General features: G+C 67.3%; 23 protein-coding genes. 16 read left to right on the top strand and 7 right to left on the bottom strand.

Annotated elements, in window-relative coordinates; all coding sequences use genetic code 11:
* Positions 1 to 4: 4 nt before the first annotated feature.
* Positions 5 to 454, bottom strand: coding sequence for an Lrp/AsnC family transcriptional regulator (locus tag AC07VS_RS09945; protein WP_492348619.1), 450 nt, complete (start codon positions 452 to 454; stop codon positions 5 to 7).
* 129 nt (positions 455 to 583) lie between these two features.
* On the opposite strand from AC07VS_RS09945, the gene AC07VS_RS09940 reads away from it, so the two are divergent.
* The 3 genes from AC07VS_RS09940 to AC07VS_RS09930 all read left to right on the top strand — a co-directional run bounded on the left by AC07VS_RS09940 (position 584) and on the right by AC07VS_RS09930 (position 3,251).
* Positions 584 to 1,192 carry a glutathione S-transferase family protein gene (locus AC07VS_RS09940; protein ID WP_492348620.1) on the top strand — a complete coding sequence of 203 codons (609 nt, stop codon included), beginning with the start codon at positions 584 to 586 and terminating at the stop codon, positions 1,190 to 1,192.
* A 74-nt stretch (positions 1,193 to 1,266) separates the two neighbouring features.
* Positions 1,267 to 2,841 carry a bifunctional aminoglycoside phosphotransferase/ATP-binding protein gene (locus AC07VS_RS09935; RefSeq protein ID WP_494750864.1) on the top strand — a complete coding sequence of 525 codons (1,575 nt, stop codon included), beginning with the start codon at positions 1,267 to 1,269 and terminating at the stop codon, positions 2,839 to 2,841.
* Between the two features lie 17 nt (positions 2,842 to 2,858).
* Positions 2,859 to 3,251, top strand: coding sequence for a hypothetical protein (locus AC07VS_RS09930; protein ID WP_494750863.1), 393 nt, complete (start codon positions 2,859 to 2,861; stop codon positions 3,249 to 3,251).
* A gap of 31 nt (positions 3,252 to 3,282) precedes the next feature.
* On the opposite strand, the gene AC07VS_RS09925 is transcribed toward AC07VS_RS09930, so the two are convergent.
* Positions 3,283 to 4,581, bottom strand: a complete 1,299-nt coding sequence (locus AC07VS_RS09925; RefSeq protein ID WP_492348643.1) for an MATE family efflux transporter — start codon at positions 4,579 to 4,581, stop codon at positions 3,283 to 3,285.
* A 343-nt stretch (positions 4,582 to 4,924) separates the two neighbouring features.
* Between AC07VS_RS09925 and AC07VS_RS09920 the strand changes: the two genes are divergently transcribed.
* From AC07VS_RS09920 to AC07VS_RS09900, 5 genes are all read left to right on the top strand, one after another.
* Entirely contained in the window at positions 4,925 to 6,463 is a 1,539-nt protein-coding gene (locus AC07VS_RS09920) for an RNB domain-containing ribonuclease (RefSeq protein ID WP_494750862.1), read from the top strand.
* A 52-nt stretch (positions 6,464 to 6,515) separates the two neighbouring features.
* Positions 6,516 to 6,872: a zinc ribbon domain-containing protein YjdM gene (locus AC07VS_RS09915; RefSeq protein WP_492348624.1), complete on the top strand. Its 357-nt coding sequence runs from the start codon at positions 6,516 to 6,518 to the stop codon at positions 6,870 to 6,872.
* A 39-nt stretch (positions 6,873 to 6,911) separates the two neighbouring features.
* A complete protein-coding gene (locus tag AC07VS_RS09910; protein WP_492348625.1) occupies positions 6,912 to 8,048 on the top strand; it encodes a 3-deoxy-7-phosphoheptulonate synthase in 1,137 nt (378 codons plus the stop codon).
* Positions 8,049 to 8,147: 99 nt separating this feature from the next.
* Positions 8,148 to 9,617 carry a sensor domain-containing diguanylate cyclase gene (locus tag AC07VS_RS09905; protein ID WP_494750861.1) on the top strand — a complete coding sequence of 490 codons (1,470 nt, stop codon included), beginning with the start codon at positions 8,148 to 8,150 and terminating at the stop codon, positions 9,615 to 9,617.
* A 73-nt stretch (positions 9,618 to 9,690) separates the two neighbouring features.
* The gene (locus tag AC07VS_RS09900; protein WP_492348627.1) at positions 9,691 to 10,311 is read left to right on the top strand and encodes a 3'-5' exonuclease; all 621 of its coding nucleotides are present in this window, start codon (positions 9,691 to 9,693) and stop codon (positions 10,309 to 10,311) included.
* Between the two features lie 6 nt (positions 10,312 to 10,317).
* Here the strand turns inward: AC07VS_RS09900 and AC07VS_RS09895 are convergent, their stop codons facing one another.
* From AC07VS_RS09895 to AC07VS_RS09885, 3 genes are all read right to left on the bottom strand, one after another.
* Positions 10,318 to 11,298 carry a Bug family tripartite tricarboxylate transporter substrate binding protein gene (locus AC07VS_RS09895; protein ID WP_492348628.1) on the bottom strand — a complete coding sequence of 327 codons (981 nt, stop codon included), beginning with the start codon at positions 11,296 to 11,298 and terminating at the stop codon, positions 10,318 to 10,320.
* A gap of 83 nt (positions 11,299 to 11,381) precedes the next feature.
* The gene (locus tag AC07VS_RS09890; RefSeq protein ID WP_494655858.1) at positions 11,382 to 12,119 is read right to left on the bottom strand and encodes an SDR family NAD(P)-dependent oxidoreductase; all 738 of its coding nucleotides are present in this window, start codon (positions 12,117 to 12,119) and stop codon (positions 11,382 to 11,384) included.
* Positions 12,120 to 12,133: 14 nt separating this feature from the next.
* Positions 12,134 to 12,979 carry an ureidoglycolate lyase gene (locus AC07VS_RS09885; protein ID WP_494655859.1) on the bottom strand — a complete coding sequence of 282 codons (846 nt, stop codon included), beginning with the start codon at positions 12,977 to 12,979 and terminating at the stop codon, positions 12,134 to 12,136.
* 92 nt (positions 12,980 to 13,071) lie between these two features.
* Between AC07VS_RS09885 and AC07VS_RS09880 the strand changes: the two genes are divergently transcribed.
* From AC07VS_RS09880 to AC07VS_RS09870, 3 genes are all read left to right on the top strand, one after another.
* A complete protein-coding gene (locus AC07VS_RS09880) occupies positions 13,072 to 14,031 on the top strand; it encodes a LysR family transcriptional regulator (RefSeq protein WP_492348631.1) in 960 nt (319 codons plus the stop codon).
* 65 nt (positions 14,032 to 14,096) lie between these two features.
* Positions 14,097 to 14,678, top strand: a complete 582-nt coding sequence (locus tag AC07VS_RS09875; protein ID WP_494750860.1) for an NnrU family protein — start codon at positions 14,097 to 14,099, stop codon at positions 14,676 to 14,678.
* A 13-nt stretch (positions 14,679 to 14,691) separates the two neighbouring features.
* Positions 14,692 to 15,888, top strand: a complete 1,197-nt coding sequence (locus tag AC07VS_RS09870) for an MFS transporter (protein WP_494750859.1) — start codon at positions 14,692 to 14,694, stop codon at positions 15,886 to 15,888.
* A 28-nt stretch (positions 15,889 to 15,916) separates the two neighbouring features.
* Here the strand turns inward: AC07VS_RS09870 and AC07VS_RS09865 are convergent, their stop codons facing one another.
* Complete coding sequence (locus AC07VS_RS09865) at positions 15,917 to 16,462, bottom strand: hypothetical protein (RefSeq protein ID WP_494750858.1); 546 nt, start codon at positions 16,460 to 16,462, stop codon at positions 15,917 to 15,919.
* A gap of 497 nt (positions 16,463 to 16,959) precedes the next feature.
* Between AC07VS_RS09865 and leuA the strand changes: the two genes are divergently transcribed.
* The 4 genes from leuA to AC07VS_RS09845 all read left to right on the top strand — a co-directional run bounded on the left by leuA (position 16,960) and on the right by AC07VS_RS09845 (position 21,710).
* The gene (gene leuA / locus AC07VS_RS09860) at positions 16,960 to 18,657 is read left to right on the top strand and encodes a 2-isopropylmalate synthase (protein WP_492349460.1); all 1,698 of its coding nucleotides are present in this window, start codon (positions 16,960 to 16,962) and stop codon (positions 18,655 to 18,657) included.
* A complete protein-coding gene (locus tag AC07VS_RS09855; RefSeq protein ID WP_494750857.1) occupies positions 18,654 to 19,154 on the top strand; it encodes a GNAT family N-acetyltransferase in 501 nt (166 codons plus the stop codon). The genes leuA and AC07VS_RS09855 overlap by 4 nt, the downstream gene beginning before the upstream one ends.
* A gap of 112 nt (positions 19,155 to 19,266) precedes the next feature.
* Positions 19,267 to 20,151: an HDOD domain-containing protein gene (locus tag AC07VS_RS09850; protein ID WP_492349462.1), complete on the top strand. Its 885-nt coding sequence runs from the start codon at positions 19,267 to 19,269 to the stop codon at positions 20,149 to 20,151.
* Between the two features lie 215 nt (positions 20,152 to 20,366).
* Positions 20,367 to 21,710 carry an MATE family efflux transporter gene (locus tag AC07VS_RS09845; RefSeq protein ID WP_494750959.1) on the top strand — a complete coding sequence of 448 codons (1,344 nt, stop codon included), beginning with the start codon at positions 20,367 to 20,369 and terminating at the stop codon, positions 21,708 to 21,710.
* 21 nt (positions 21,711 to 21,731) lie between these two features.
* On the opposite strand, the gene AC07VS_RS09840 is transcribed toward AC07VS_RS09845, so the two are convergent.
* Entirely contained in the window at positions 21,732 to 22,409 is a 678-nt protein-coding gene (locus tag AC07VS_RS09840) for a GntR family transcriptional regulator (protein WP_492349463.1), read from the bottom strand.
* A 117-nt stretch (positions 22,410 to 22,526) separates the two neighbouring features.
* Between AC07VS_RS09840 and AC07VS_RS09835 the strand changes: the two genes are divergently transcribed.
* Entirely contained in the window at positions 22,527 to 24,224 is a 1,698-nt protein-coding gene (locus AC07VS_RS09835; protein ID WP_494750856.1) for a thiamine pyrophosphate-binding protein, read from the top strand.
* The last annotated feature ends 10 nt before the right edge of the window (positions 24,225 to 24,234 follow it).

Genomic DNA, 24,234 nt, shown 5'->3' with positions numbered 1-24,234 from the left:
CGCCCTAACGAAGCGCTGCCTGCACCGTCACCACCTTGCGCACTGGGCTCGACAACACCAGAGAGGTCGTGACGCTGCCATGGGCAGCCAGGGTGTCCACCACCCGTTGCAGGTCGGCGGGTTCGGCAATCGCGCAGCGCACGATGAAACAGTCTTCGCCGGTCACGCGGTCGGCCTCCAGCACCTCGTCCATCGACTCGAACAAGGCCACGTACCGTGCGATGTAGGCATGCGTGGTCTCAATGCGGATGATGGCCTGCAAGCCCACGCCCAGGGCCCGCAGATTGACCCGGGCACCATAACCCTCGATCACCCCTGCGTCTTCAAGCTTGCGCACGCGCTCGCTCATGGCAGGCTGCGACAGCCCGATGCGCTTGCCCAGCGCGGCCAGGCTCTGGCGCGCGTCACGTTGCAGGGCTTGCAGAATCTGAAGGTCTTTGGGGTCAAGTTTCATACACGCTTTCAGGAGACCCCAACGCCACCGATGAGGCATCGGCGCCAGGGCTTGATTTTCGATGGTTGCCCATTCCGATATCGGCACCACCGGCCTATCGTCAGCATCTTTCCTCTGAAGGACCTGAAGATGCAATTGATAGGCATGCTGGATTCGCCCTATGTTCGCCGCGTTGCGGTGTCGATGCACTGGCTGGGCCTGCCCTTTGAACATCGGCCGGTGTCGGTGTTCAGGCAGTACGCCGAATTTTCGGCCATCAACCCGGTGGTCAAGGCACCCACCCTGGTGTGCGACGACGGGACGGTGCTGATGGACTCCGGGCTGATTCTGGACCACCTCGAATCACTCGCCACCACCAGTCTGTGGCCTGCAGCCGGCCCAGCTCGACTGCAGGCCCTGCGGGCCACGGGGCTGGCCCTGGCAGCCTGCGAGAAAACAGTTCAGATCGTCTACGAGCTGCAGCTGCGCCCGCCCGAGAAACAACACGGCCCCTGGCTGGAGCGGGTGCGTGGCCAGGCACTGGCTGCCTTCGATGCACTCGAGACCGACCTGGCACGTGCGCCCTGGCCACGCCAGGCCCCGGCCCTGACCCAGGCCGGCGTGAGTGCCACCGTCGCCTGGTCGTTTGCGCAAAGAATGCTGCCAGGGCAGATCGGCGCGACACGTTGCCCGCACCTGGCCGACTTCAGCGCCTGGGCCGAGGGGCTGGCAGTGTTCACCCGGGCACCCATGGACTGAGCCAGCGCTGGCCCGCAAGGCCGGCTTGCCCCAGGTCAAGCCGGCCGCCGCGTGGTGCGGCACACTGGGGCCCCATGAACCCCAGCAAGCCCATCCTTCCCGGTGCGGACGCCGTGCTGATCCATGCCCTGCAGGCCGGGCTGCAGGCCAGCACCGGGCAGCCCGTGCGCCTGATCGAAACCCACATCTCGTGGGTGCTGCTGGCAGGCCCCAGCGCCTACAAACTCAAGAAGCCGGTGCGGCTGCCCTTTGTGGACTTCAGCACGCTGGCGCTGCGCAGGCACTTCTGCGAAGAGGAGCAGCGCCTGAACCAGCGCCTGGCACCGCAGCTGTACCTCGGCGTGCAGGCCATCACCGGCACCCCCGAGGCCCCGGTGCTGGGCGGCGAGGGGCCCGCCATCGAGTACGCGGTGCACATGCGCCGCTTTGCCCCGGGTGCCCTGCTCAGCGAACGGCTGGCCGCCGGTTTGCTGCGCGCCGAAGAGCTGCAGGACCTGGCGCAGCGCCTGGGTTGCTTTCACCAGCAGGCGGCCGTGGCCCGCCCCGGGCAGGGCTGGGGCCAGGCACCCCAGATCGAACAGGTGGCGCTGCAGGTGCTGGCGCAGTTGCAGGCGCAGTTGCAGGCGGCCCTGGGCAAGGGTGAAGGCTCGGTGGCGGCACTGCGCCAGTGGCTCCAGGCCCAGGCCGGGGTGCTGGCCCCGGTCTGGCAGGCCCGGCTGGAACAGGGCTGGGTGCGCGAAGGCCATGGCGACCTGCACCTGAGCAACTGTGTGCTGACCGATGAAGGCGCCACGGGTTTCGACTGCATCGAGTTCGACCCGGCCCTGCGCTGGATCGATGTGATGAACGACCTGGGCTTTCTGACCATGGACCTGCACGCCCACGGTCGTCCTGATCTGGCAGCCTGGGTGCTGGACCACTACCTGCAGCAGACTGGCGACCATGCAGGGCTGGCGGTGCTGCGTTTCTACGAGGTGGCGCGTGCTCTGGTGCGCGCCCTGGTGGCCACCCTGAGCCCACCGCAGTCGGGCGCGCCCGACTACCTGGCCTGCGCGCAACACCTGAGCCAGGGCCAGCCAGGCGGGCCACGCCTGCTGATCACGCTGGGCCTGTCGGGCTCGGGCAAATCCACGGTGGCGGCGCAATTGCTGCAAGCCACCGGGGCCGTGCGCCTGCGCTCGGACGTGGAGCGCAAGCGCTTGTTCGGCCTGCAGGCGCTGCAGCGTTCCGAGGCACTGGGGCTGTCGCTTTACACGCCTGAAGCCACACGCCGCACCTTTGACCGTCTGCTTGAGCAGGCCGACATGGCCTTGCGCGCGGGCTGGCCCGTGGTGGTGGATGCGGCCTTTTTGAGGCGCGGTGAACGCGACCGCTTCCAGGCCCTGGCCCGTTCGCTGGGCCGGCCTTTTGGAGTGCTGCACTGTCACTGCGACCCCGCGCTGATGCGCGCTCGCATCCAGGCGCGGCAGGCCCGCGGCGATGATGCCTCGGAGGCCACGCCCGAAGTGCTGCAAAGCCAGTTGAGGGGCCCCGGCGGGCCCGAGGCGGACGAGCTGCCCTGGGTGCTGTCGGTGGACACCACCGAGCCCCTGAGCCCGGCCGACATCGCCGCCCTGGCCCGGCGCTGGCTCGATCAGCGCTTTCATTGAACCAAGGACCTGCCACGATGGAATTTCTGTTCGAATTGGTGTTCGAGATCTTCGGCGAGGTGGTGCTGCAGGTGATGGGCGAACTGCTGGCGGAATGGGGCCTGCACCTGGTTCGCAAGCCCGAACGCCGGGCACCACCCCACCCGCTGGTGACCTTGCTGGGCTATGCCTTGCTGGGCCTGGCCGTGGGGGCCCTGAGCCTGCTGGTGCTGCCCCACTCGCTGCTGCCGGGCAAGGGCCTTCGCCTGGCGAATCTGGCACTGTCGCCCTTGTTGTCGGGCGCCGTGCTGGCGTGGATCGGGCACTGGCGTGCCCAACGCGGCTCCCCGGTGCCAGTGCGCAACCGCTTCATGCAAGGGCTGGTGTTTGCCTTTGCCATGGCGGCAGTGCGCTACGTGGCCACGCTGTGAAGCACCAAGAGGGCCTGGGGCGCGGGGCCTTTCACACGAGCTTGCGGATCGGACGCCGCCGCCATACCAGCCGGTAGTACAGGCTCTGCAACAGCAGCATGGCGATGAAGGCCACGGGGTAGGCCACCCAAACGCCCTCCACGCCGATGTGGCGGCTCATGAGCACGGCCACAGGCACCTCGACCCCCAGGATGCAGAAGATCGAAATGGCGGTGGGCGCCAGCACCGAGCCACTGGCCCGCATCACGCCCGACAACACGCTGGCCATGCCAAAGATCACGCTGCTCCACAGCATGATGTGCAACAGGTTCTGGGCCAGCTCCAGCACCGGGGCGCTGGTGATGAAAAACCCGATCACGGCGCGCGAGAACAGATAGGCCACGGTGACCAGGGCCCCGGTGAGCACCAGGTTCATCAAGAGGCCCGTGCGCGCAATGTCGCCCAGGCGCTCGCTGCGCCCGGCCCCGATGGCCTGGGCGCCCAGGATGGAGGCCGTGATGGCGATCGAGATGGCCGGAAACTGCACATAGGCCACGATCTGGTTCACCGCACCATAGGCCGCCGTGGCGTCCGAGCCAAAGCCGTTGACCAGGGACAGCAGGGCCAGTTCGGCCAGCGAGATGACGATCATCTGCAGCCCCGTGGGCACACCGATGCGCAGCACCGTGGCCAGCAGTCGGGGCTCGATGCGCAGGTGTCGCAGCAATGCGGCATCGGGTGCCAGGGGATGCAGGCGGCGGCGCAGGTGCCAGCCCAGCCACAGCAGCGCGCAGGCCGTGGACAAGACCGAGGCCAGGGCACCACTGGCCACCCCCATGCGCGGCAGACCCGCCCAGCCCAGGATGAAGGCCGGCGTGAACACCAGGCCCAGCGCGGTGGACAGCAGCAGCGCCTTGAGTGGCGTGACGGTGTCGCTGACGCCCCGCAGCATCGCGGTGATCAGCAGGAAGAGGAACATCATCGGCATGTTGAGCAGCACGATGCGGGCATAGGCCGTGGCCTCGTCCAGGATGTTGGCTGGGGTGCCCAGGGCACGCATCAGCGCCGGGGTGAAACTGCCCCCCACCAGCGCCACGATCAGGCCCAGCAGCAGGGCCACGCACAAGGCCGTGCCGGCCACGGCCTTGACGCGCCCGGTGTCGCGGGCCCCCCAGGCCTGCCCAATCAGCACCGACGAACCCGCCCCCAGGCCGATGATGAAGGACACGCAAAAGAAGGCCACCGGGAAAAAGCCCGACACCGCAGCCATGGCCTGCACGCCCAGGATCTGGCCGATGTAGATGTTGTTGATGGTGCCCGACAGGGCTTGCAGGATGTTGCTCAGCAACATGGGCCCGAGAAAGCTCAGGAACACCCGCCACAGGGGCTTGGCAGGGCCCGGTGCCGGTGCGCCAGGGTGGCGCGGCGCGGCGGGAGCGGAGGAGGGGGCGGAGGCGCTGCGGTGTGCGGTCATGTGCGGTCAGATCAGATGCGGTCGGGTCAGGTGCGGTCGGGTCAAGGACGGCAGCCGGAATGGGCACCGCTTGAAGCGCAAAACTCTAACAGCCCGAGTCGATCCAGCGCTGTCGCCCCCTGCACAGGGTGGCGTCGGTCCAGCCCATTCACCCGGTCGGCTTGCTGCAAAATGAGTTGTCTCCCCTTTTTGCCCGGGCTTGCCCCGGCCGCTGTGCCCCATGTCTGCTCCCTACGCCAACCGGCCCGGCCGCTACGCCGACCTGCAACGCATCGCCACTGCCAGCATGACCGAGCGGGGCCTGCAGCCCGAATTCTCGCCTGCCGTGCAGCACCAGGTCGACGCGATCCGGCAGGCCCCGGCGGCGCCTGATGAGGCCTTGCCCGATCTGCGCAACTTGCTGTGGTGCTCGATCGACAACGACGATTCGCGCGACCTGGATCAGCTCACCGTGGCCGAGGCCCTGCCCGACGGCGCCACCCGCGTGTGGGTGGCGATTGCCGATGTCGACAGCGTGGTGCCTCAAGGTTCGGCGATCGACGAGCATGCCTGTTTCAACACCACCTCGGTCTACACGTCGGCGCGGATTTTTCCGATGCTGCCCGAGGCCCTGTGTTATGACCTCACCTCGCTCAACCCCGAGGCGGACCGGCTGGCCCTGGTGACCGAGATGGTGATCCATGCCGATGCCAGCGTGCACGCTGCGTGCCTGTACCGGGCCCGGGTGCACAACCAGGCCAAGCTGGCCTATGACGCGGTGGCCGCCTGGCTGGAGGGCCAGGGCCCGCTGCCCGAGGCCGCAGCCCGCGTGAGCGGCATGGACCAGCAACTGCGCCTGCAGGACCAGGTGGCCCAGTCCCTGCGCCAAGCCCGGCATGCCCAGGGCTCGCTGGCGCTGGAGACCTTCCAGCCGCGGGCCGTGTTTGACGGCGGGCAACTGGTGGGCATCGAGCAGCAGGTGCAGAACCGCGCGCGCCAGTTGATCGAAGAGCTGATGATCGCCACCAACACCTGCACCGCCCACTTCCTGGCGCGGCACAGCGGGCGCTCGCTGCGCCGGGTGGTGCGTTCGCCCGAGCGCTGGATGCGCATCGTGGAGGTGGCGGCCCGGTACGGCGAAACCTTGCCCGGCAGCCCCGACTCACGCGCGCTGGAAGCCTTTCTGGCGCGGCGGCACGCGGCCGACCCGCTGCGTTTCCCCGACCTGTCGCTGGTCATCGTGAAGCTGATGGGCTCGGGCGAATACGTGGTCGAGCAGGCGGGCCAGCGTCCGCTGGGCCACTTCGGGCTGGCACTGCGCGACTACACCCACTCCACCGCGCCGAACCGGCGCTTTCCGGACCTGATCACGCAGCGCATGGTGAAGGCCGCGCTGGCCCAGCAGCCCATGCCTTACAGCGACGCCGAACTGCAGGCGCTGGCACAGCACTGCACCCGCCAGGAAGACGCCTCGCGCAAGGTGGAGCGCAAGCTGCGCAAGTGCGAGGCCGCGCTGTACCTGGAGCGCTTTGTGGGCCAATCGTTCGACGCGCTGGTGACTGGCACCGAGGCCTCGGCCACCTGGGTGCGTCTGCTGGCGCCCCCGGTGGAGGGGCGGCTGATCGGGCACCTGCCGCCGCTGCGCGTGGGCCAGCTGCTGCGCGTGGAGCTCAAACACACCGACGTGGAACGCGGGTTCATCGACTTTGCGCTGCTGGAACCCGTGCATTCCTCCACGGCCGATGCCCGGCCTCGCGCCAGGCCCCGTCACGGGCATTGAGGCTGGGGGCCTAAACTATCGGGCTTTCATTGCTTCCCCGGATCACCCTACCATGAGTACCACCCCGCCCGCCTGCCCCCAATGCGGGCTTGAGAACACCTACGCCGATGGCGATCAGTTCATCTGCCCCGATTGCGCCTTCGAGTGGCCGGCCCAGGCCGAAACCAGCGATGAAGACACCGCCCCGGGCGACGGCGTGATCCGTGACGCCAACGGCCAGCCGCTGGCCGACGGCGACGCCGTGCTGCTGATCAAGGACCTGAAGGTCAAGGGCAGCTCCACCGTGCTGAAAAAGGGCACCAAGGTCAAAAGCATCCGCCTGGTGCATGACAACGGCGACCACGATGTGGACTGCAAGACCGACCAGGGTCAGTTCATGCTGAAGTCGGTCTTCCTCAAGAAGGCCTGAGCCCCAGCCCGTCCTCCGAACAACCCCAACGCTGCCACCATGACTGCCCACGTTCGCGCTTCGACCGCCTCGGCCGACCACACCCACGACACCACCCGCATCGACGACACCCGCATCCGTGCGGTGCGCCCGCTGATCACGCCCGCCTTGCTGCAGGAATGGCTGCCCACGCCCGCCTCGGCCCAGGCTCTGGTGGAACACAGCCGCAGCGCCATCTCGCGCGTGCTGCACGGTGCAGACGACCGGCTGGTGGTGGTGGTGGGCCCGTGCTCGATCCACGACCACGCGCAGGCCATGGCCTACGCCCGCCAGCTCAAGCAACAGGCCGATGCGCTGGCCGACGACCTGCTGATCGTGATGCGGGTGTACTTCGAGAAGCCCCGCACCACGGTGGGCTGGAAGGGCTACATCAACGACCCGCACCTGGATGGCAGCTTTGCCATCAACGAAGGGCTGGAGCTGGCCCGCCAGTTGCTGCTTGACGTGCTGGAGGTGGGCCTGCCGGTGGGCACCGAGTTCCTGGACCTGCTGAGCCCGCAGTTCATCAGCGACCTGGTGAGCTGGGGCGCCATCGGCGCGCGCACCACCGAGAGCCAAAGCCACCGCCAGTTGGCCAGCGGGCTCAGTTGCCCGGTGGGCTTCAAGAATGGCACCGACGGCGGGGTGAAGGTGGCGGCCGATGCGATCCAGGCCGCCCAGGCCTCACATGCCTTCATGGGCATGACCAAGATGGGTCAGTCGGCCATCTTCGAGACCCGTGGCAACCAGGACTGCCACGTGATCCTGCGCGGCGGCAAGCAGCCCAATTACAGTGCCGCCGACGTGGACGCGGCCTGCGCCATGCTCAAGTCGGCCGGCCTGCGCGAACAGGTGATGATCGATGTGTCGCATGCCAACAGCAGCAAGCAGCACCGCCGCCAGATCGAGGTGGCTGCCGACGTGGCGCGCCAGATCGCGGCCGGCGATGTGCGCATCACCGGCCTGATGATCGAAAGCCACCTGGAAGAAGGGCGCCAGGACATCGTGCCCGGCCAACCGCTGCAGCACGGCGTCTCGGTGACCGATGCCTGCATCAGCATGGCCCAGACGCTGCCGGTGCTGCAAGGCCTGGCCGAAGCGGTGCGGGCGCGGCGCGCCAGCGCACGCAAGGCCCACGACGCAGGCACAGCCGCCTGAAACGACGCTGTGTAGCCCGTCAACCAGGCTTCACATGGCCCCGCTAAACTGCCAGAACCGCATTTTCCAGGGACGCCACCCGCGTCCGACCCCACGCCCATGAGCCTCCTGACACCGACCGCTGCCGCCACTGATTTCGAGAGCATCTTCGAGCTGGCGCCGGTGTCGCTGTGGCTGGAAGACTTCAGCCAGCTCAAGCGCTTTTTCGAGCGCCTGCGCAACCAGGGCGTGCAAGACCTGGCCGCGCACCTGGCACAACACCCCGAGCTGGTGGCCGAGGGCACGGGCTGCATCCAGGTGTTGCGGGTGAATGGCAAGACCCTGAGCCTGTTCGGTGCCACCGATGCGACCCATCTGCTGGCCAACCTGGGCCAGGTGTTCCGCGACGACATGTTCCCGCAGGTGGTGGCCGAGTGGACGCAGCTGTGGAACGGCCAGCATGAGTTCGTGAACCAGACCGTCAACTACACGCTGGACGGGCGCCGCCTCGACGTGCTGGTGCGGGCCCGCATCCTGCAGGGCCACGAGGCCGAATGGGACCGCGTGATGGTGTCGCTGGAAGACGTGACCGACACCACCCGCAACCTGCAGCGCCTGGCCAACAGCGAGCAGTACGCGCGCGATCTTTTCGAGCACTCGCCCGTGTCGCTGTGGGTGGAGGACTTCAGCGCCGTCAAGCAATTGCTGGACGAGGCGCGGCGCCAGGGCATCACCGACTTTCCCACCTTCATCCGGGTGCACCCCGAGTTTGTGACCCGTTGCATGCAGGAGATCCGGGTGGTGGACGTGAACCAGCTGACGCTGGACATGTTCGGTGCCCAGTCCAAGGGCGAGCTGCTGAGCCGGCTCGACCAGCTGTTCCGCGGCGAGATGGTGGATTCGTTCTCCGACCAGTTGATCGACCTGTGGCAGAACAAGCTGGTGCAACACCGCGAAGTAGCCAACTACACGCTCAACGGCGACAAGCTGCACATCCACATGCAGTTCTCGGTGCTGGAAGGCCATGAGAACGACTGGAGCCTGGTGCTGGTGTCGCTGGTGGACATCACCGCCCGCAAGAAGGCCGAAGCCTACCTGGAGTACCTGGGCAAGCACGACGTGCTGACCCGGCTGCGCAACCGCGCCTTCTATGCCGACGAGCTCAATCGACTGGCCCGGCGTGGCCCCTGGCCCGTCAGCCTGCTGATCGTCGACCTCAACGGGCTCAAGCGGGTCAACGACGAAGAAGGCCATGCCGCCGGCGACGCCATGTTGCGCCGCGCCGGTGAAGTGCTGGGCAAGGCGGTGGATGCACCGGCCTGTGCGGCCCGCATCGGGGGCGACGAATTTGCCCTGCTGCTGCCGGCCTCTGATGCACGGGCCGCAACCGCGGTGCAGGAGCGCATCCAGTCGCTGCTCGAGATGAACAACCAGTTCTACCCGGGCCAGCCATTGGCCCTGTCGATGGGGACGGCCACCTGTCAGGAGGGCGAGTCGCTTGATGCTGCCGTGTCACGGGCCGACCAGGCCATGTATGCGGCCAAGGCGCGTTACTACCAGAGCCAGGACTCCGATCGACGCCGCGACTGAGCTGCGCTCGTTCTGCAGCCGTGCCACCCGGGTCGATGCGACCCCTGACTTCCTCTGTTTTCGGCCCCATCCCATGTCCACCATTGCTGTCATCGACTTCGAAACCACGGGCATCTCACCCGAGCAAGGCGCACGTGCCACCGAGGTGGCCATCGTGCTGCTGGAGCAGGGGCGGGTGGTGGACCGTTTCCAGAGCCTGATGAATGCGGGGGTGCGCATCCCGTCCTTCATCACCCAGCTCACCGGCATCACCAATGCCATGGTGGCCGCCGCGCCGCCGGCCGAGCAGGTGATGGGCGAAGCCAGCCGCTTTGTGGGCGACGCGCCCATGGTGGCGCACAACGCGGCCTTTGACCGCAAGTTCTGGGTGGCCGAGCTGGCTCGGGCCGGCCTGAGCGCGCCGCAAGCCTTTGCCTGCACGGTGCTGCTGTCACGCCGGCTGATCCCGCAGGCCCCGAGCCACAAGCTGGGCTCGCTGATCTCCTTTCTGGGCCTGCCGCCCGCCGGCCGCGCCCACCGGGCGCTGGCCGATGCCGAGATGGCCGCATCGCTGCTGGCCCACCTGCAGCAGCAACTGCAGCAGCGCTGGCAACTGCAGGCCGACCACGGCTTGCTGAGCACCCTGCAACGTTGCAGCAAGGCCGCGGTGCCCGGGTGGCTGGCGCAGCAACGCGAGCGCCACGCTGCACGCTGAGCTCACTCAGGCCTTCGGGATGTTGAGCTTGGGCACCAGGTCTTTGTAGAAGGCCCGGTCCTTGTCGATGGCGGCCTGGAAGCTGGGCCCATCGGCATAGGCCCAGCCCAGGTTGGCCTTGAGCAGGGCCTCACGGAACACCGTGTCATCGGCGGCCTTGCGGGCCACGTCGGCCCACAGGTCGGCCAGGTCCTGCGGCAGGGCCTTGGGCGCCCCCAGGCCGCGCCAGACCTGCACCGACAGGTCCACCCCGCGTTCCTTGAGGGTGGGCACTTTCTCGAACAATGCCGAACCCAGGCGCTGCTCAGCCATCACGGCCAGCGTGCGCATCTTGCCGGCCGCCACATGCTGGGCTACCTCGCCCGGGCTGACCGTGAGCGCATCGACATGCCCCCCGAGCAAGGCCACGGCGGCCGGGGCCGCGCCCAGGAAGGGCACGTGGTTGAAAGCGATGCCGGTCTTGTCGCCGAGTGCGGCAGCCGCCATGTGCCAGATCGAACCCACCCCTGCGTTGCCGATGGCTACCGGGTCTTTGCGGCGACGTGCGTCAGCCAGGAACTCGTCCACGGTCTGCCAGGGGGCGTCGGCGCGCACGGTGATGGCCGACGGGTCGGCATTCAGGCGGGCGATGGGGCGCAGGTCGGAGGCCGTGTGCTTGGTGATGCCCAGGTTGGGGATGATGGTGAGCTCGCAGATGATGATGCCCAGCTTGTAGCCGTCGGGCTTGGCATTGATGAGTTCGGCGGTGCCGATGGCGCCGCTGGCCCCGGGCTTGTTGGTGACCACCACAGGTTGTTGCGGCAGGTACTTCTTGACCGCCTCGGCAAAGGCGCGGCCCACCAGATCAGTGCCGCCGCCAGCCGCCACAGGCACGATCAGCTCGATCGGTCTCGAAGGGTAGTCGCTGGCGGCGCGGGCCGACGAGAAAGGGCCTGCGATGCCCAGGGCACAGCTGGCGGCCAGAAAGCCGCGGCGAGGGATGGTCATGGTGTTGTCTCCTGTTGTCATGGCTGGAATCAGCGGGGGCGCGCCGGGCGGGGCCGGTCTCGATGTCTCAAGGTCTCAAGGTCTCAATAGGTGGCGCGGCCGCCTGACAGATCGAACACGGCACCGGTGGTGAACGAGTTCTCGGCCGTCAGCAGCCAGGCCACCATGGCGGCAATCTCATCCACCTCGACGAAGCGGCCGCGCGGGATCTTGGACAGCATGTAATCGATGTGCTGCTGCGACATCTGCTCGAAGATTCGGGTGCGCGCGGCGGCCGGTGTGATGGCATTGACCGCGATGTTGTACTGCGCCGTTTCCTTGCCCAGGCTCTTGGTGAGGGCGATCACCCCCGCCTTGGAGGCACTGTAAGCCGCCGCGTTGGGGTTGCCCTCCTTGCCCGCGATCGAGGCGATGTTGACGATGCGGCCGTAGTTGCGCCGGATCATGCCCGCCACCACCGCCCGGTTGACATGGAAGGTGCCGTTGAGATTGACATCGAGCACGCGCAACCACTCGGCCGTGGGGTAATCCACCAAGGGGGCATTGGCCCCCGCGATGCCGGCGCTGTGCACCAGCAGGGCCACGGGGCCGCATCGGGCCTCGGTCTCGCTCAGGGCCGCCTCGACATCGGCCGGATCGGTGATGTTGGCCTGCACCCGGTGCACGGGCAGATGGGCCTGCGCGGCCAGCGCCGAGGCATCGGCATCCCACAGGCTGACCCGGGCGCCACCGGCCAGCAGGCGCTGGGCAACAGCCAGGCCGATGCCCTGGGCGCCGCCCGTGATGACAGCGGTGCGGCCTTCAAATTCTTGCTGGTTCATGGTGTCGGCTCCTCTCAGGCGGCCACGGTGCGTTGTTGTTGTTCACCCAGGCCTTCGATGCCCAGGCGCAGGGTCTGTCCAGGGCGCAGGTAGACCGGCTCGGGCTTGCAGCCCATGCCGACGCCGGGTGGGGTGCCGGTCGAGATCACGTCACCGGGGTACAGGGTCATGAAGCGGCTCAGGTAAGCCACCAGCTGGGGCACCTTGAAGACCATGGTGCGGGTGTTGCCGTCCTGGTAGCGCTGGCCATCCACCTCCAGCCACAGGTGCAGCGCATGCGGGTCGGGCACCTCGTCGGCGGTGACCAGCCAGGGCCCGGTGGGGCCGAAGGTGTCGCAGCCCTTGCCTTTGTCCCAGGTGCCGCCTCGCTCCAGTTGGTAGCTGCGCTCCGACACGTCATTGACCACGCAGTAGCCAGCCACGTAGGCCATGGCCTCGGCCTCTTCCACGTAGCTGGCGACACGGCCGATGACCACCCCCAGCTCGACCTCCCAATCGGTTTTCAGCGATCCACGCGGGATGCGCACATCATCGTTCGGCCCCACCACGGCCGAGGTCCATTTGTTGAACACCACGGGCTCGGTGGGCACGGGCATGCCCGATTCGGCCGCGTGATCGGCATAGTTCAGACCGATGCAGATGAACTTGCCGATGCGCCCCACGCAAGGCCCCAGGCGAGGCGTACCGGCCACAAGAGGCAGGCTGAAGGGGTCGATGGCGCGCAGCCGATCGAGGGTGTTGGGGTCGAGGGTGCTGCCCTCGATGTCGACCACCTGGGCCGACAGATCCCTGAGTTGGCCAGCCCCATCCAGCAGGCCGGGTTTCTCCTGGCCCGGGGGGCCATAGCGAAGCAGTTTCATGCCTTGTCTCCTTGTGCTGCGGGATTCTGGGAGGGCCCCGCCATGCTGCATAGTGAGAGCTTTTGATCTGGCAATAACCTTTTGGAATCCCCATGGTCCCCAGCCTCACCTCGATCACCTCTCGCCTGCGCTTTCGCCAACTCACCCTGCTGGTGGCGCTCGACGAAGCGGGCTCGCTGCACCGGGCGGCCGATCGCCTGGGCATGACGCAGCCGGGGCTGACCAAGGCCTTGCGCGAGATCGAGTCGACCTTCGGCATGGCTTTGTTCGAGCGTTCGCCCAAGGGCGTGCTGGCCAATGAATTGGGGCGCTGCATCATCCGTTACGCCCGCGTGATCTCGTCCGACCTGGACCACCTGCGCGAAGAGATCGACGGGGTGCTGCGGGGCAGTGGCGGCCGGGTGGCCGTGGGCACCATCACCGGCGCGCTGCACTCGGTGCTGATCGGTGCGCTGGCCCAGTTGCGCGAGACCCAGCCGGCCTTGTCGATCGAGGTGCGCGAAGGCATCAGCAGCGAGCTGCTGAACCTGCTCAACGAGGGGCGGCTGGACCTGGCCATCTGCCGCACCACGGTGGCCAAACAGGCCGACCAGTTCGACTACGAAGCCTTGCAGGATGAGAGCGTGGCCGTGGCCGTCGGACCGCGCCACGCCCTGGCCAAGGCCCGACGGGTGACGCTGGCCCAACTGGCCTCGTGCCGCTGGATTCTCTACCCCGGCAACATGCCCCTGCGCACCCTGCTGGAGCGCGAGTTCCGCGAGGCAGGCCTGGGTCTGCCCCCCTATCCGATCGAGACAGCCTCATCGCTGGCCACCATGCTGATGCTCAAGCAGGACCCGACCCTGGTGGCCTTGATGGCCGAGGGCACCATGGCCTTTTGCGAAGAGCACCGGATCGCACGCCGACTGCCACTGGCGATCCGCTCACGCCATGAGGCCTACGGCATCGTCACCCGCCGCGGCGCACGGCTGTCCCCGGCAGCCAGTCTGCTGGTGCAGTGTCTGCGCGACGCGGCCACCCCAGGCAAAGGAGTCGACCTTGTACACACCTGACATGCAAAGCCGCGCCAAGGCACCCATAATCAGCCAGTCGCCGGGTGGCGTGAGGAGGTGAATCCATGACATGGTTGGTGTTGGGCTTGATCTTGTTCCTGGGCGTCCATTCGGTGCGCATCGTGGCCGAAAGCTGGCGCACCCGCACGCGCACGCGACTGGGTGAGGGCGCCTGGAAAGGCCTTTACTCACTGCTGTCGCTGCTGGGCTTTGCCTTGACCGTGTGGGGCTACGGCCTGGCACGGCAAAGCCCTGTGGTGCTGTGGGTCCCCCCGGTGGCCACTCGCCATGGCGCGGCCTTGCTGATGCTGATCTCGTTCGTGTTGCTGGCTGCGGCCTATGTGCCCCACAACGGATTCAAGGCCCGCTTGCACCACCCCATGGTGCTGGCGGTGAAGGTGTGGGCGCTGGCGCACCTGCTGGCCAATGGCAACCTGGCCGACGGACTGCTGTTCGGCAGCTTTCTGGCCTGGGCCGTGCTGGATTTCCGCAGCGCCCGACAACGCGACCGGGCCTTGGGCACGGTCTACCCCGCAGCCCACAGTGGCAGCACCGCCATGACGGTGCTGGCCGGACTGCTGGCCTGGGCGGCCTTTGCCTTCTGGGGCCACCAGTGGCTGATCGGCGTGTCGCCCCTGGGCCTCTGACACCGCCCAGACCATGAGCGCCCATCCGACATCGCCTGCCAGCGGACTGCGCCACATCCCGGCAGGCATCTGGACCCTGGGCTTCGTGAGCCTGCTGATGGACATTTCGTCCGAGATGATCCACAGCCTGCTGCCCATGTTCATGGTGGGCACGCTGGGCATGAGCATGGCCACGGTCGGCCTGATCGAGGGCTTGGCCGAGGCCACGGCACTGATCGTGAAAGTGTTCTCGGGCGTGCTCAGCGATTACTGGGGCCGACGCAAATCGCTGGCCGTGCTGGGCTATGGCCTGGGGGCCTTGAGCAAGCCGCTGTTCGCCCTTACCGGCGGCGCCAGCCTGATCGTGACAGCCCGCCTGCTGGACCGCGTGGGCAAGGGCATCCGCGGGGCCCCGCGCGATGCGCTGGTGGCCGACATCGCACCGGCCCATCTGCGCGGCGCGGCCTTTGGCCTGCGCCAGTCGCTCGACACCGTGGGGGCCTTTGCCGGCCCGCTGATCGCTGCCGGCCTGATGCTGCTCTGGGCCAATGATTTCCGCGCCGTGTTCTGGGTGGCCACGGTGCCGGCCTGGCTGGCGGTAGCCTTGCTGGTACTGGGCTTGAAGGAACCCGCGCGGCCTGCTGGCACACCCCGCGAAAATCCGATCCAGCGCGCCAAGCTGCGCCGGCTGCCGGCGGCCTACTGGTGGGTAGTTTCTTTGGGTGCACTGTTCACGCTGGCCCGCTTCAGCGAAGCGTTTCTGGTGCTGCGCGCCCAACAAAGCGGCATCGCCATGGCCCTGGTGCCGCTGGTGATGGTGGCCATGAACGGGGTGTATTCGCTGCTGGCCTACCCCTTCGGCAAACTGTCGGATCGCATCGGGCACCGTGGCCTGCTGGCCGCCGGGGTGCTGGTGCTGCTGCTGGCCGACCTGTTGCTGGCCACCGAGGCCGGGCCCGCCGGCCTGCTGGCCGGCGTGGCGCTGTGGGGCGTGCACATGGCCCTGACACAAGGCCTGCTGGCGGCCATGGTGGCCGACACGGCACCAGATGACCTGCGGGGCACGGCCTTCGGCTTCTTCAACCTGGTCAGCGGCCTGGCCATGCTGCTGGCCAGCACGGTGGCCGGCCTGCTGTGGGACAGCCAGGGCCCGGCCACGACTTTTGTGGCCGGCGCCGTGTTCTGCGGCCTGTCTCTGCTGGCCTTGATGTGGCCACGAGGCCAGCGCTGAAAAAGACGATGCAGCGGCGGCGGCTGTCTCAGCCCCAGCATTCAGGCGGGGCCTGCAAGCGCTGCCAGCACAAGGCCCGCCAGGCCGGACTACCATAGGCCTGCACCAGGTCCTGGCCCGCGCCCGAAGACAGGTGTTGCAGGCTCAGACCCAGCTCACGCAAGTAGGGTTCTTCGACCACCACAAACTGACGCCGATAAGGCAGCAGCACCCGCTGCGGCCCTGACTGCCTCAACAGTTCGCGGGCCCGGTCCAGGTCGGCAAACCAGTGGTTGAGCAGCCGGTCACAGGCTTTGGCGTGCCAGAAGGCCCCCAGGTCATCACCGGGCTGAGCGTGGCCGCCGAGCACCCGGCGCGCCTGATCCCAATCGGAATAGCCCAGGCTGCGCGCCACCAGGGTCAGGCAATGGCCCAGTCGCCATTCGGCCGGGTCGTTCTGACGGTGTCCGCCGAGGCGGGCACGCTCCAGCAATCGGGTGTCACCCGCGCGCAAGGCCTTGAGGCCGAGGCGGGCGCGCACCTTGAGTTCGGCCACCAGGGCCTGAGGGGAGGAAGGAACAGAATTGGAGTTCATGAGCAGCTCTTGTTTCGTGTGTTCAACCCTCCCGCTGGGTCAGACGAAATCAACCATAGCTGTCCATAGACATCGTTTACCGAGCGCATCGCGGTGGTGCACACCAGGCACGTTCGGCAGGGGTGAGAGCCTCTTTTGCGGGGGGGCGCCCCCTGGCACCCAAGCCAAAAGTATAGCGTCCCGGCAGATGGGGCTATCGCGTCGATAGGCCCCTGGCCCCTGCGCTGCCAAAAAAGCTGTGATAGCATTTCGCCCATGCAACGCCAGCAATCCACCACCCTGAAGCTAAGCCTAGTGCTCGGCCGGGGTCTGCTCGCGTTCGTGTCCTGAGCTTCGCGCTCTTCCAAGACTTCCCCCTGACCCCGGCCCACGAACCAGCCTTTGCCTAGCGCAAAGGGCTGCAGGGGATGTCGTCGCCTTCTCTTAGTTTTCTTTGTTTCGACCCTTGCGGCCGCGCCCGGAAACCCCGGCGCCGCCAACTGTTCGTGGAGCCCGACATGATTGCCAACCCGTCCGCCAAGTACGCCCCTTTTGCCCCGATCGCCCTCGCCGATCGCCAGTGGCCCTCGCGCACCATCACCCAGGCCCCCTTGTGGTTGTCCACCGACTTGCGCGATGGCAACCAGGCCTTGTTCGAGCCGATGAACGCCGAGCGCAAGATGAGTCTGTTCATGGAGTTGGTGCGCATCGGCTTCAAGCAGATCGAGGTGGGCTTCCCAGCCGCCTCGCAGACCGACTTTGACTTTGTGCGCAAGCTCATCGAGGAAAAGCTGATTCCCGATGACGTGACCATCATGGTCATGACCCAGTCGCGCGAAGACCTGATTGCCCGCACGGTGCTGGCCGTGAAAGGCGCCCCACGTGCCATCGTGCACCTGTACAACGCCACCGCACCCGCCTGGCGCCGCATCGTGTTCGGCATGAGCGTGCCGCAGGTGATGGGCCTGATTGCCCACCACGTGGGCTACCTCAAGCAGCTCACCGACGCCCAGCCCGACACCCGCTGGACCTTGCAGTACTCGCCCGAGACCTTCAGCGCCACCGAGCTCGAAGTGTCGCTCCAGGCCTGCCACACGGCCATCAACAGCTGGGGCGCGGGCCCGGGCAGGGAGGTGATCATCAACCTGCCCACCACCGTGGAGAACGCCACCGCCAACGTGTTTGCCGACCAGATTGAATGGATGCACCGCCACCTGGTGCCACGTGAGCACATTGTGTTGTCGGTGCACCCGCACAACGACCGGGGCACAGGCGTGGCGGCGGCCGAGTTCGCCATGATGGCGGGCGCCGACCGGGTGGAAGGCTGCCTGTTCGGCAACGGCGAGCGCTGCGGCAATGTGGACATCGTGACGCTGGCGCTCAATCTGTACACCCAGGGCGTACACCCTCAGCTCGATTTTTCGGACATCACCGCCGTGGCCCGTGTGGCCGAAGAGTGCACCTCGATCCCGGTGCACCCCCGCCACCCCTATGCAGGCGACCTGGTCTTCACGGCGTTTTCGGGCTCGCACCAGGATGCGATCAAGAAGGGTTTTGCCGCCCAGGACCCGAACGGCCTGTGGGAGGTGCCCTACTTGCCGATCGACCCGGCCGACCTCGGCCGCACCTATGACAGCGTGATCCGGGTGAACAGCCAATCGGGCAAGGGCGGTATCGCCTTCTTGCTGGAGCGCGAGCGTGGCGTGGTGATGCCGCGCCGCATGCAGGTCGAGTTCAGCGCGGTGGTGCAACGCCAGACCGATGCCAGCGAAACCGAGATCAATGGCGAAGACATCTGGACCTTGTTCCGTCACACCTATCTGCGCGGCAGCAGCAGCGGCACCGATGCCATCCAGTACCACGGCCACACCCTGGACAGCAGCGGCCAGGGCATCGAGCTGGACCTGAGCATCCAGGGCGTGCGCCAACGCCTGTCTGGTCAGGGCAACGGCCCGATTGCCGCCACCGTGGATGCCTTGGGTCTGCCGATGCGGGTGGACAGCTACGAAGAACGCGCCACCGGCAGCGGTGCCGATGCCCAGGCGTTGGCCATCGTCGAGGCCGCACTCGAAGGCGTGGCCGGCAGCGGCTTTGGTGTGGGCATGAGCCACAACATCGTGACCGCCTCGATCCAGGCCGTGATCAGCGTGGCCAACCGCTTGCAGGAGCGTCGCCCGGCGCGGGATGCCGAAACGAATGCCAAGGTGGACGCATGAGCGCGCGCGAGCCACAGAGTGCCTTGGCCTGGCCCATCCGGCCCGCGGGCCCGGGTGACACCGATGCGATCCAGGCCCTGATGGTGGCTGCCACCATCCGCTCGATCTGGCCCACGCTGGAAGCCAGTGCCCGTGATCGGGTGCTGGCGAGCTACGCGCGGGCCGGGCTGCGCCAGCGCCTGGGCGATGGACAGCAGCCGTTCTGGGTGGCGCTGGACGCCGAAGGCGGCGACCCCTGCGGCGTGATCGCCCTGCAGGGCGTGCGCAAGCTGCAGTACCTGTTCGTGCGCCCACGCTGGCAAGGCCGGGGCATCGCCCGTGCCCTGTGGCAGGTGGCGCGCGAACACGCACTCCAGCAGCAGGCCGACATGGCACCGTTCACGGTGAATGCCTCGCTCAATGCGGTGACGGCCTACGAAAAGCTGGGCTTTGTGATCGATGGGGCGGCTCAGGAAGAGGCCGGCTGGCGCTGGCAACCCATGCAAGCCCGGGTCTGACAACCCGGGCCGTCGAACACGGGAGGCCAGGGTAAGCACGGTCCCACGAAGACCTTGACCTGCGGCAGTCACAAAATGACACTAGCCGGACTCTCCCCTGCCCAATCCACCGATGGACATCACCGCCCCCCACGCCAGCGATGAAACGCCGGCCCCCGTGTTCCTGAAGTGGCCTTTGCGCGACCTGCGCACCTGGGTACGGCACTTCATGCGGGCCGAAATTCCGGTGCTGGCCAGCACGGCCCAGGCCTTGGAGGAACTGCGTGCCCGCGAGGACGACATCGGGCCTGGCGACCTGGGGCCGGTGCTGCGCGCCGACCCCTTGATGACGGTGAAGTTCATGGCCCATGTGGCGACACTGCGCCGCGATGAAGACGACACGGAAACCGAGAGCATCACCAGTGCGCTGGTCATGACAGGCATCACGCCGTTCTTCAACCGATTCGGGCCGCAACCCACGGTCGAGGATCGCCTGCGTGAACAGCCCGAGGCACTGGAGGCCCTGTACGAGGTGCTGCAACGCAGCGAGCGCGCGGCCCATTTCGCCATGGCTTTTGCTGTGCACCGCAGTGACACCGACATCGACATGATCCACGAGGCCGCCTTTCTGCACGACTTCGCAGAGTTGCTGATGTGGTGCCATGCGCCTGACCTGATGCTGCAGGTGCGCCATGCCCAGCAACGCGACCCGGGTCTGCGCAGCGTGCTGGCGCAGCGCAGCCTGCTCAATGTCGAACTCGACGACCTGCGTCAGGCGCTGCTGCGCCTGTGGCACCTGCCCCGGCTGCTGATCCGCATCAGTGACGGCAAGCATGCCGATCACCCCAGTGTGCAGAACGTGGTGCTGGCCTCACGCTTGGCCCGCCACACCATGAAAGGCTGGGACAACCCGGCTCTGGGCAGCGACATCGAGGAACTGGCCAAGCTGCTCAACGCCAGCCCACGCGTGACGCTGGCCTTTCTGCACAAGGTCGACTCTGCAGCCGCCCCAGGCTGATCGGCCTGCCGTCCAAGCCCCCCTGATCCGGCGCGCGCGGACCCGTGTCTTGCGCGCGCCAGCAGGAAATGGACAAGTCACCCATAATTGATGCATATACATCTATTTAAGCCAAGGCCCTTCGGTCCGTTGGCCATCGAGACACCATGCATCCCAGACCTGCCCTGGCCACCGCCACCACCGCCGCTACGGCGGCCCCCACCCAGCCCCCAGCCATGGACCCGCGCACCCGGCTGCTGCTGGAAGGGCCGATCGCGCCCACCTTGCTGCGCCTGGCCGCTCCCAATGTGGTCGTGATGGTGGCCCAGGCCGCCGCTGGCCTGATCGAAACCTGGTTTGTGGGCCGGCTGGGCACCGATGCGCTCGCGGGCATGGCGCTGGTGTTTCCGGTGGTGATGTTGATGCAGATGATGTCGGCCGGCGCCATGGGCGGGGGCATTGCCTCGGCCATTGCCCGGGCGCTGGGCGCCCATCGACGCCACGATGCCCACGCGCTGGTGTTTCATGCGCTGGTGTTGTCGGGCCTGTTCGGCCTGGCCTTCACGGCGGCGGCGCTGCTGGGTGGAGCCCCCCTGTATGCCGCCATGGGCGGACAGGGAGGGTCGCTTCAAGCCGCGCTGACCTACTCGAACTGGGTGTTTGCCGGCGCCGTGCTGGTGTGGTTGTTCAACTCGCTGGCCTCGGTGATCCGGGGCACCGGCAACATGGCCCTGCCGGCTCAGGTGATCAGCGTGGGCACGCTGCTGCTGCTGCCGGTGTCACCGCTGCTGATTTTCGGCTGGGGCCCGGTGCCGGCCATGGGCATTGCCGGCGGCGCCCTGGCTCTGCTGCTGTATTACGCAGGCGGCTCGGTGGCGCTGGGTCTGTGGTTGCTGTCGCCCCGCAGCCTGCTGCGCCCCACCTGGGCCGATGCGAGACTGCGCTGGCCTTTGTTCAGTGACATCTTGCGCGTGGGCCTGGCCGGTGCAATCTCAACGGTGGCGACCAATGTGGCCATCGCGATAGCCACCGGGTTGGCCGGGCGCTTCGGGCCTGAGGCCATTGCCGGCTATGGCACGGCATCGCGGCTGGAGTACCTGCTGGTCCCGCTGGTGTTTGGCTTCGGGGGGCCGTTGGTGGCCATGGTGGGGACAGCGGTGGGGGCAGGGCGGCGTGACCGGGCCTTGCGCGCCACCTGGATCGGGGCGGCCATGGCGGTGACCCTGTGCGAGCTGATCGGGCTGGCAGCGGCGGCCTTTCCACACGCCTGGTTGTCGCTGTTCGACAGCGATGCCGGCATGCAGGCGGTGGGGGCGCAATACCTGCGCATCGTGGGGCCGGTGTATGGGCTGTTCGGCCTGGGTCTGATCCTGTACTTTGCTTCGCAAGGGGCGGGGCGCCTGCTGTGGCCGGTGCTGGGCAACATCGCTCGGCTGGTGATTGCAGCGGCGGGCGGCTGGTTGGCCTGGCGCGCCGGCTGGGGGCTGGCCGGGGTGTTTGCGGCCCAGGCTTTGGCCTTGGCCGCCTATGGCGGCATCAATGCCGCAGCCATCGCCAAAGGGGTGTGGTTCAGCGACTGAGCCGGTGCCGCCGGCCTTGCGTCAGGCGGCTTCGAGACGGGCCAGCGCCAGGCGGATGGCCTCGGCAATCTGGTCACGGCGCAGGGCAATGTGCTCACTCAAGCCTTGTTCGGCCGCCGCCGCATCGCGACGGCGCAAGGCCTCCAGGATGGCCTGATGTTCTTGCTGGGTGGAGTCACGGCCCACGTGCTCCATGTCAATCCAACGGATGAAACGGATGCGGTCGTTCAGGCTCGCCAGCATGCGCTGCAACTCAGCATTGCCCGACATGGCGGCAAGACGCTGGTGAAAAGCTTCGTCGAGGGCAACCAACTCAGCCATGGGCGTATCGGCAGGCACGCCACGGCTGTGGCTCAAAAAAGCCTGTGTTTCATCCAGTTGCTCGGGGGTGCCACGCAACAGGGCCAGGCGCAGGCATTCGCGTTCCACCGCCACCCGCGCCTCGTACAGATCGAGCGTCTCCTGCACATCCAGCGGGCGCCGCATGAAACCCCGCGAGCAGGGCTGCAGAAACCCCTCGGTCACCAGCCGGTTGAGTGCCTCGCGCACGGGGGTTCGGCTGACACCCAGGCGGGCCGCCAGTTCAATCTCGCTCAAGCGTTCGCCCGGCTTGAGCTGGCAGCTGATGGCCATCTCACGCAAGGTATTGAACACACCGCTGCCGCGTTCGCGCCGGATCGAGGAAATGGGGGCTTTCATGGGTCTGGATTGTGCCTCTGGACGCGTCGCCTGATTTAAGTATACTTAAATCGAAACACGCCTTTCGAGGCCAACCCGCTGCTGGCAGCAGCCCCACTTTCACGCAATGGATGGTCCATGAGCTCTTCTTTCAACGGCGCCGACGGCCTGGTGCGCATGCTGCAACTCAATGGGGTGAAGCACATCTTCGGCCTGTGCGGTGATACCAGCCTGCCTTTCTATGACGCGATGGCCCGGTTGGACCACGGCATCGACCACATCCTGACGCGCGACGAACGCAGTGCCGGCTACATGGCCGACGGCTATGCCCGGGTGACTGGCAAGGTGGGCGTGTGCGAAGGCCCCAGTGGCGGCGGCGCCACTTACCTGTTGCCGGGCCTGGTGGAAGCGAATGAGTCGTCGGTGCCGGTGCTGGGCATCACCTCCGATGTGTCGGTGGGGGCCCGTGGCAAGTTTCCGCTGACCGAATTGGATCAGCAGGCGCTGTACAAACCGCTGACCAAGTGGAACACCACCATCGACCGGGTGGACCAGATCCCCGGCGCGGTGCGCAGCGCCTTTCGGGCCATGACCACGGGCCGCCCCGGGGCGGCCCACATCGCCTTGCCTTACGACGTGCAAAAGCATGCGCTCGACGCTGCCGATGTCTGGGCCCAGCCCGGGCACGACCACGTGCCGGCCTACCGCAGCGCGCCCGATCCGGCGGCCATCGAGCAGGCGGCCGAGCGCCTGGTGGCCGCTCGCTCCCCCGTGATCATCTGCGGCGGCGGGGTGGTGATTGCTGGCGCCTGCGAGGCCCTGGCCACCTTGGCCACCCACCTCAACGCGCCGGTGTGCACCACCGTGAGTGGCCAGGGCAGCCTGGCCGACACGCACCCCCTGAATGCCGGGGTGGTGGGCACCAACGGCGGCGTGGCCGCCACCCGCGCCGTGGTGGCGCAAGCCGACCTGGTGCTGTTTGTGGGCTGCCGCGCCGGCTCGACCACCACCGAGCACTGGCAGATGCCGCCGCGCAGCGTCACCATCGTGCACCTGGACGTGGACCCCATGACCATTGCCACCAACTACCGCACCGACGTCGCTCTGGTGGGCGATGCCCTACTGGGCCTGCAGGCCTTGGCAGCCGCAGTGGCCCAGCGGGCCGCCCGGCGACCGGCTGATGCGGCCGATGGCCGAGCCCTGGCCGCACGGGCACGGGCTGAAAAGCAGGCTTTCTTTGCCCCGCTGGCCGCTTCGCTGGACCGCCCGATCAAGCCCGAGCGGGTGGTCGATCTGCTCAACCGGCTGCTGCCGGCCCGGGCCATCGTGGTGGCCGATCCGGGCACACCTTGCCCTTACTTTTCGGCCTACTTCAATGCCCCCCAGGCAGGGCGGCATTTCATCACCAACCGGGCGCACGGCGCGCTGGGGTTTTCGATGTCAGCCGGTGTGGGGGCGGCCTTCGGGCAGCCCGACTCGGTGGTGGTGTCGGTCATGGGTGACGGCAGCTTCGGCTTCACCTGCGGCGAACTGGAGACCATCGTCCGGCGCAACGTCCCGCTGAAGATGATTGTGTTTTCCAACTCGGTGTATGGCTGGATCAAGGCCAGCCAGAAGACGGGCTATGAACAGCGCTATTTTTCAGTCGACTTCAACCGCACCCAGCACGCCCGCGTGGCCGAAGCCTTTGGGGTGAAGGCCTGGCGGGTGGAAGACCCATCCGAACTCGAAGCCGCGCTCAAAGCGGCCCTCATGCATGATGGCCCCGCCCTGGTCGACGTGATCTCGCAGGAATTGCAGGACACTGCCGTACCTGTCAGCCAGTGGATGGGTTGACCCCTCTCCA

The organism is Curvibacter sp. GW821-FHT01G03, from assembly GCF_059422285.1.
This window is presented reverse-complemented; position numbering and strand designations above follow the sequence as displayed.

Bases quoted from the DNA above. Each gene is read 5' to 3' on its own strand.
- AC07VS_RS09925 (WP_492348643.1), bottom strand. From the start codon at position 4,581: ATGTTGCTGAGCAACATCCTGCAAGCCCTGTCGGGCACCATCAACAAC.
- AC07VS_RS09900 (WP_492348627.1), top strand. From the start codon at position 9,691: ATGTCCACCATTGCTGTCATCGACTTCGAAACCACGGGCATCTCACCC.
- AC07VS_RS09855 (WP_494750857.1), top strand. From the start codon at position 18,654: ATGAGCGCGCGCGAGCCACAGAGTGCCTTGGCCTGGCCCATCCGGCCC.
- AC07VS_RS09870 (WP_494750859.1), top strand. From the start codon at position 14,692: ATGAGCGCCCATCCGACATCGCCTGCCAGCGGACTGCGCCACATCCCG.
- AC07VS_RS09880 (WP_492348631.1), top strand. From the start codon at position 13,072: ATGGTCCCCAGCCTCACCTCGATCACCTCTCGCCTGCGCTTTCGCCAA.
- leuA (WP_492349460.1), top strand. From the start codon at position 16,960: ATGATTGCCAACCCGTCCGCCAAGTACGCCCCTTTTGCCCCGATCGCC.
- AC07VS_RS09850 (WP_492349462.1), top strand. From the start codon at position 19,267: ATGGACATCACCGCCCCCCACGCCAGCGATGAAACGCCGGCCCCCGTG.
- AC07VS_RS09890 (WP_494655858.1), bottom strand. From the start codon at position 12,119: ATGAACCAGCAAGAATTTGAAGGCCGCACCGCTGTCATCACGGGCGGC.
- AC07VS_RS09865 (WP_494750858.1), bottom strand. From the start codon at position 16,462: ATGAACTCCAATTCTGTTCCTTCCTCCCCTCAGGCCCTGGTGGCCGAA.
- AC07VS_RS09935 (WP_494750864.1), top strand. From the start codon at position 1,267: ATGAACCCCAGCAAGCCCATCCTTCCCGGTGCGGACGCCGTGCTGATC.
- AC07VS_RS09910 (WP_492348625.1), top strand. From the start codon at position 6,912: ATGACTGCCCACGTTCGCGCTTCGACCGCCTCGGCCGACCACACCCAC.
- AC07VS_RS09920 (WP_494750862.1), top strand. From the start codon at position 4,925: ATGTCTGCTCCCTACGCCAACCGGCCCGGCCGCTACGCCGACCTGCAA.
- AC07VS_RS09875 (WP_494750860.1), top strand. From the start codon at position 14,097: ATGACATGGTTGGTGTTGGGCTTGATCTTGTTCCTGGGCGTCCATTCG.
- AC07VS_RS09845 (WP_494750959.1), top strand. From the start codon at position 20,367: ATGGACCCGCGCACCCGGCTGCTGCTGGAAGGGCCGATCGCGCCCACC.
- AC07VS_RS09885 (WP_494655859.1), bottom strand. From the start codon at position 12,979: ATGAAACTGCTTCGCTATGGCCCCCCGGGCCAGGAGAAACCCGGCCTG.
- AC07VS_RS09930 (WP_494750863.1), top strand. From the start codon at position 2,859: ATGGAATTTCTGTTCGAATTGGTGTTCGAGATCTTCGGCGAGGTGGTG.
- AC07VS_RS09940 (WP_492348620.1), top strand. From the start codon at position 584: ATGCAATTGATAGGCATGCTGGATTCGCCCTATGTTCGCCGCGTTGCG.
- AC07VS_RS09835 (WP_494750856.1), top strand. From the start codon at position 22,527: ATGAGCTCTTCTTTCAACGGCGCCGACGGCCTGGTGCGCATGCTGCAA.
- AC07VS_RS09915 (WP_492348624.1), top strand. From the start codon at position 6,516: ATGAGTACCACCCCGCCCGCCTGCCCCCAATGCGGGCTTGAGAACACC.
- AC07VS_RS09895 (WP_492348628.1), bottom strand. From the start codon at position 11,298: ATGACCATCCCTCGCCGCGGCTTTCTGGCCGCCAGCTGTGCCCTGGGC.
- AC07VS_RS09945 (WP_492348619.1), bottom strand. From the start codon at position 454: ATGAAACTTGACCCCAAAGACCTTCAGATTCTGCAAGCCCTGCAACGT.
- AC07VS_RS09840 (WP_492349463.1), bottom strand. From the start codon at position 22,409: ATGAAAGCCCCCATTTCCTCGATCCGGCGCGAACGCGGCAGCGGTGTG.
- AC07VS_RS09905 (WP_494750861.1), top strand. From the start codon at position 8,148: ATGAGCCTCCTGACACCGACCGCTGCCGCCACTGATTTCGAGAGCATC.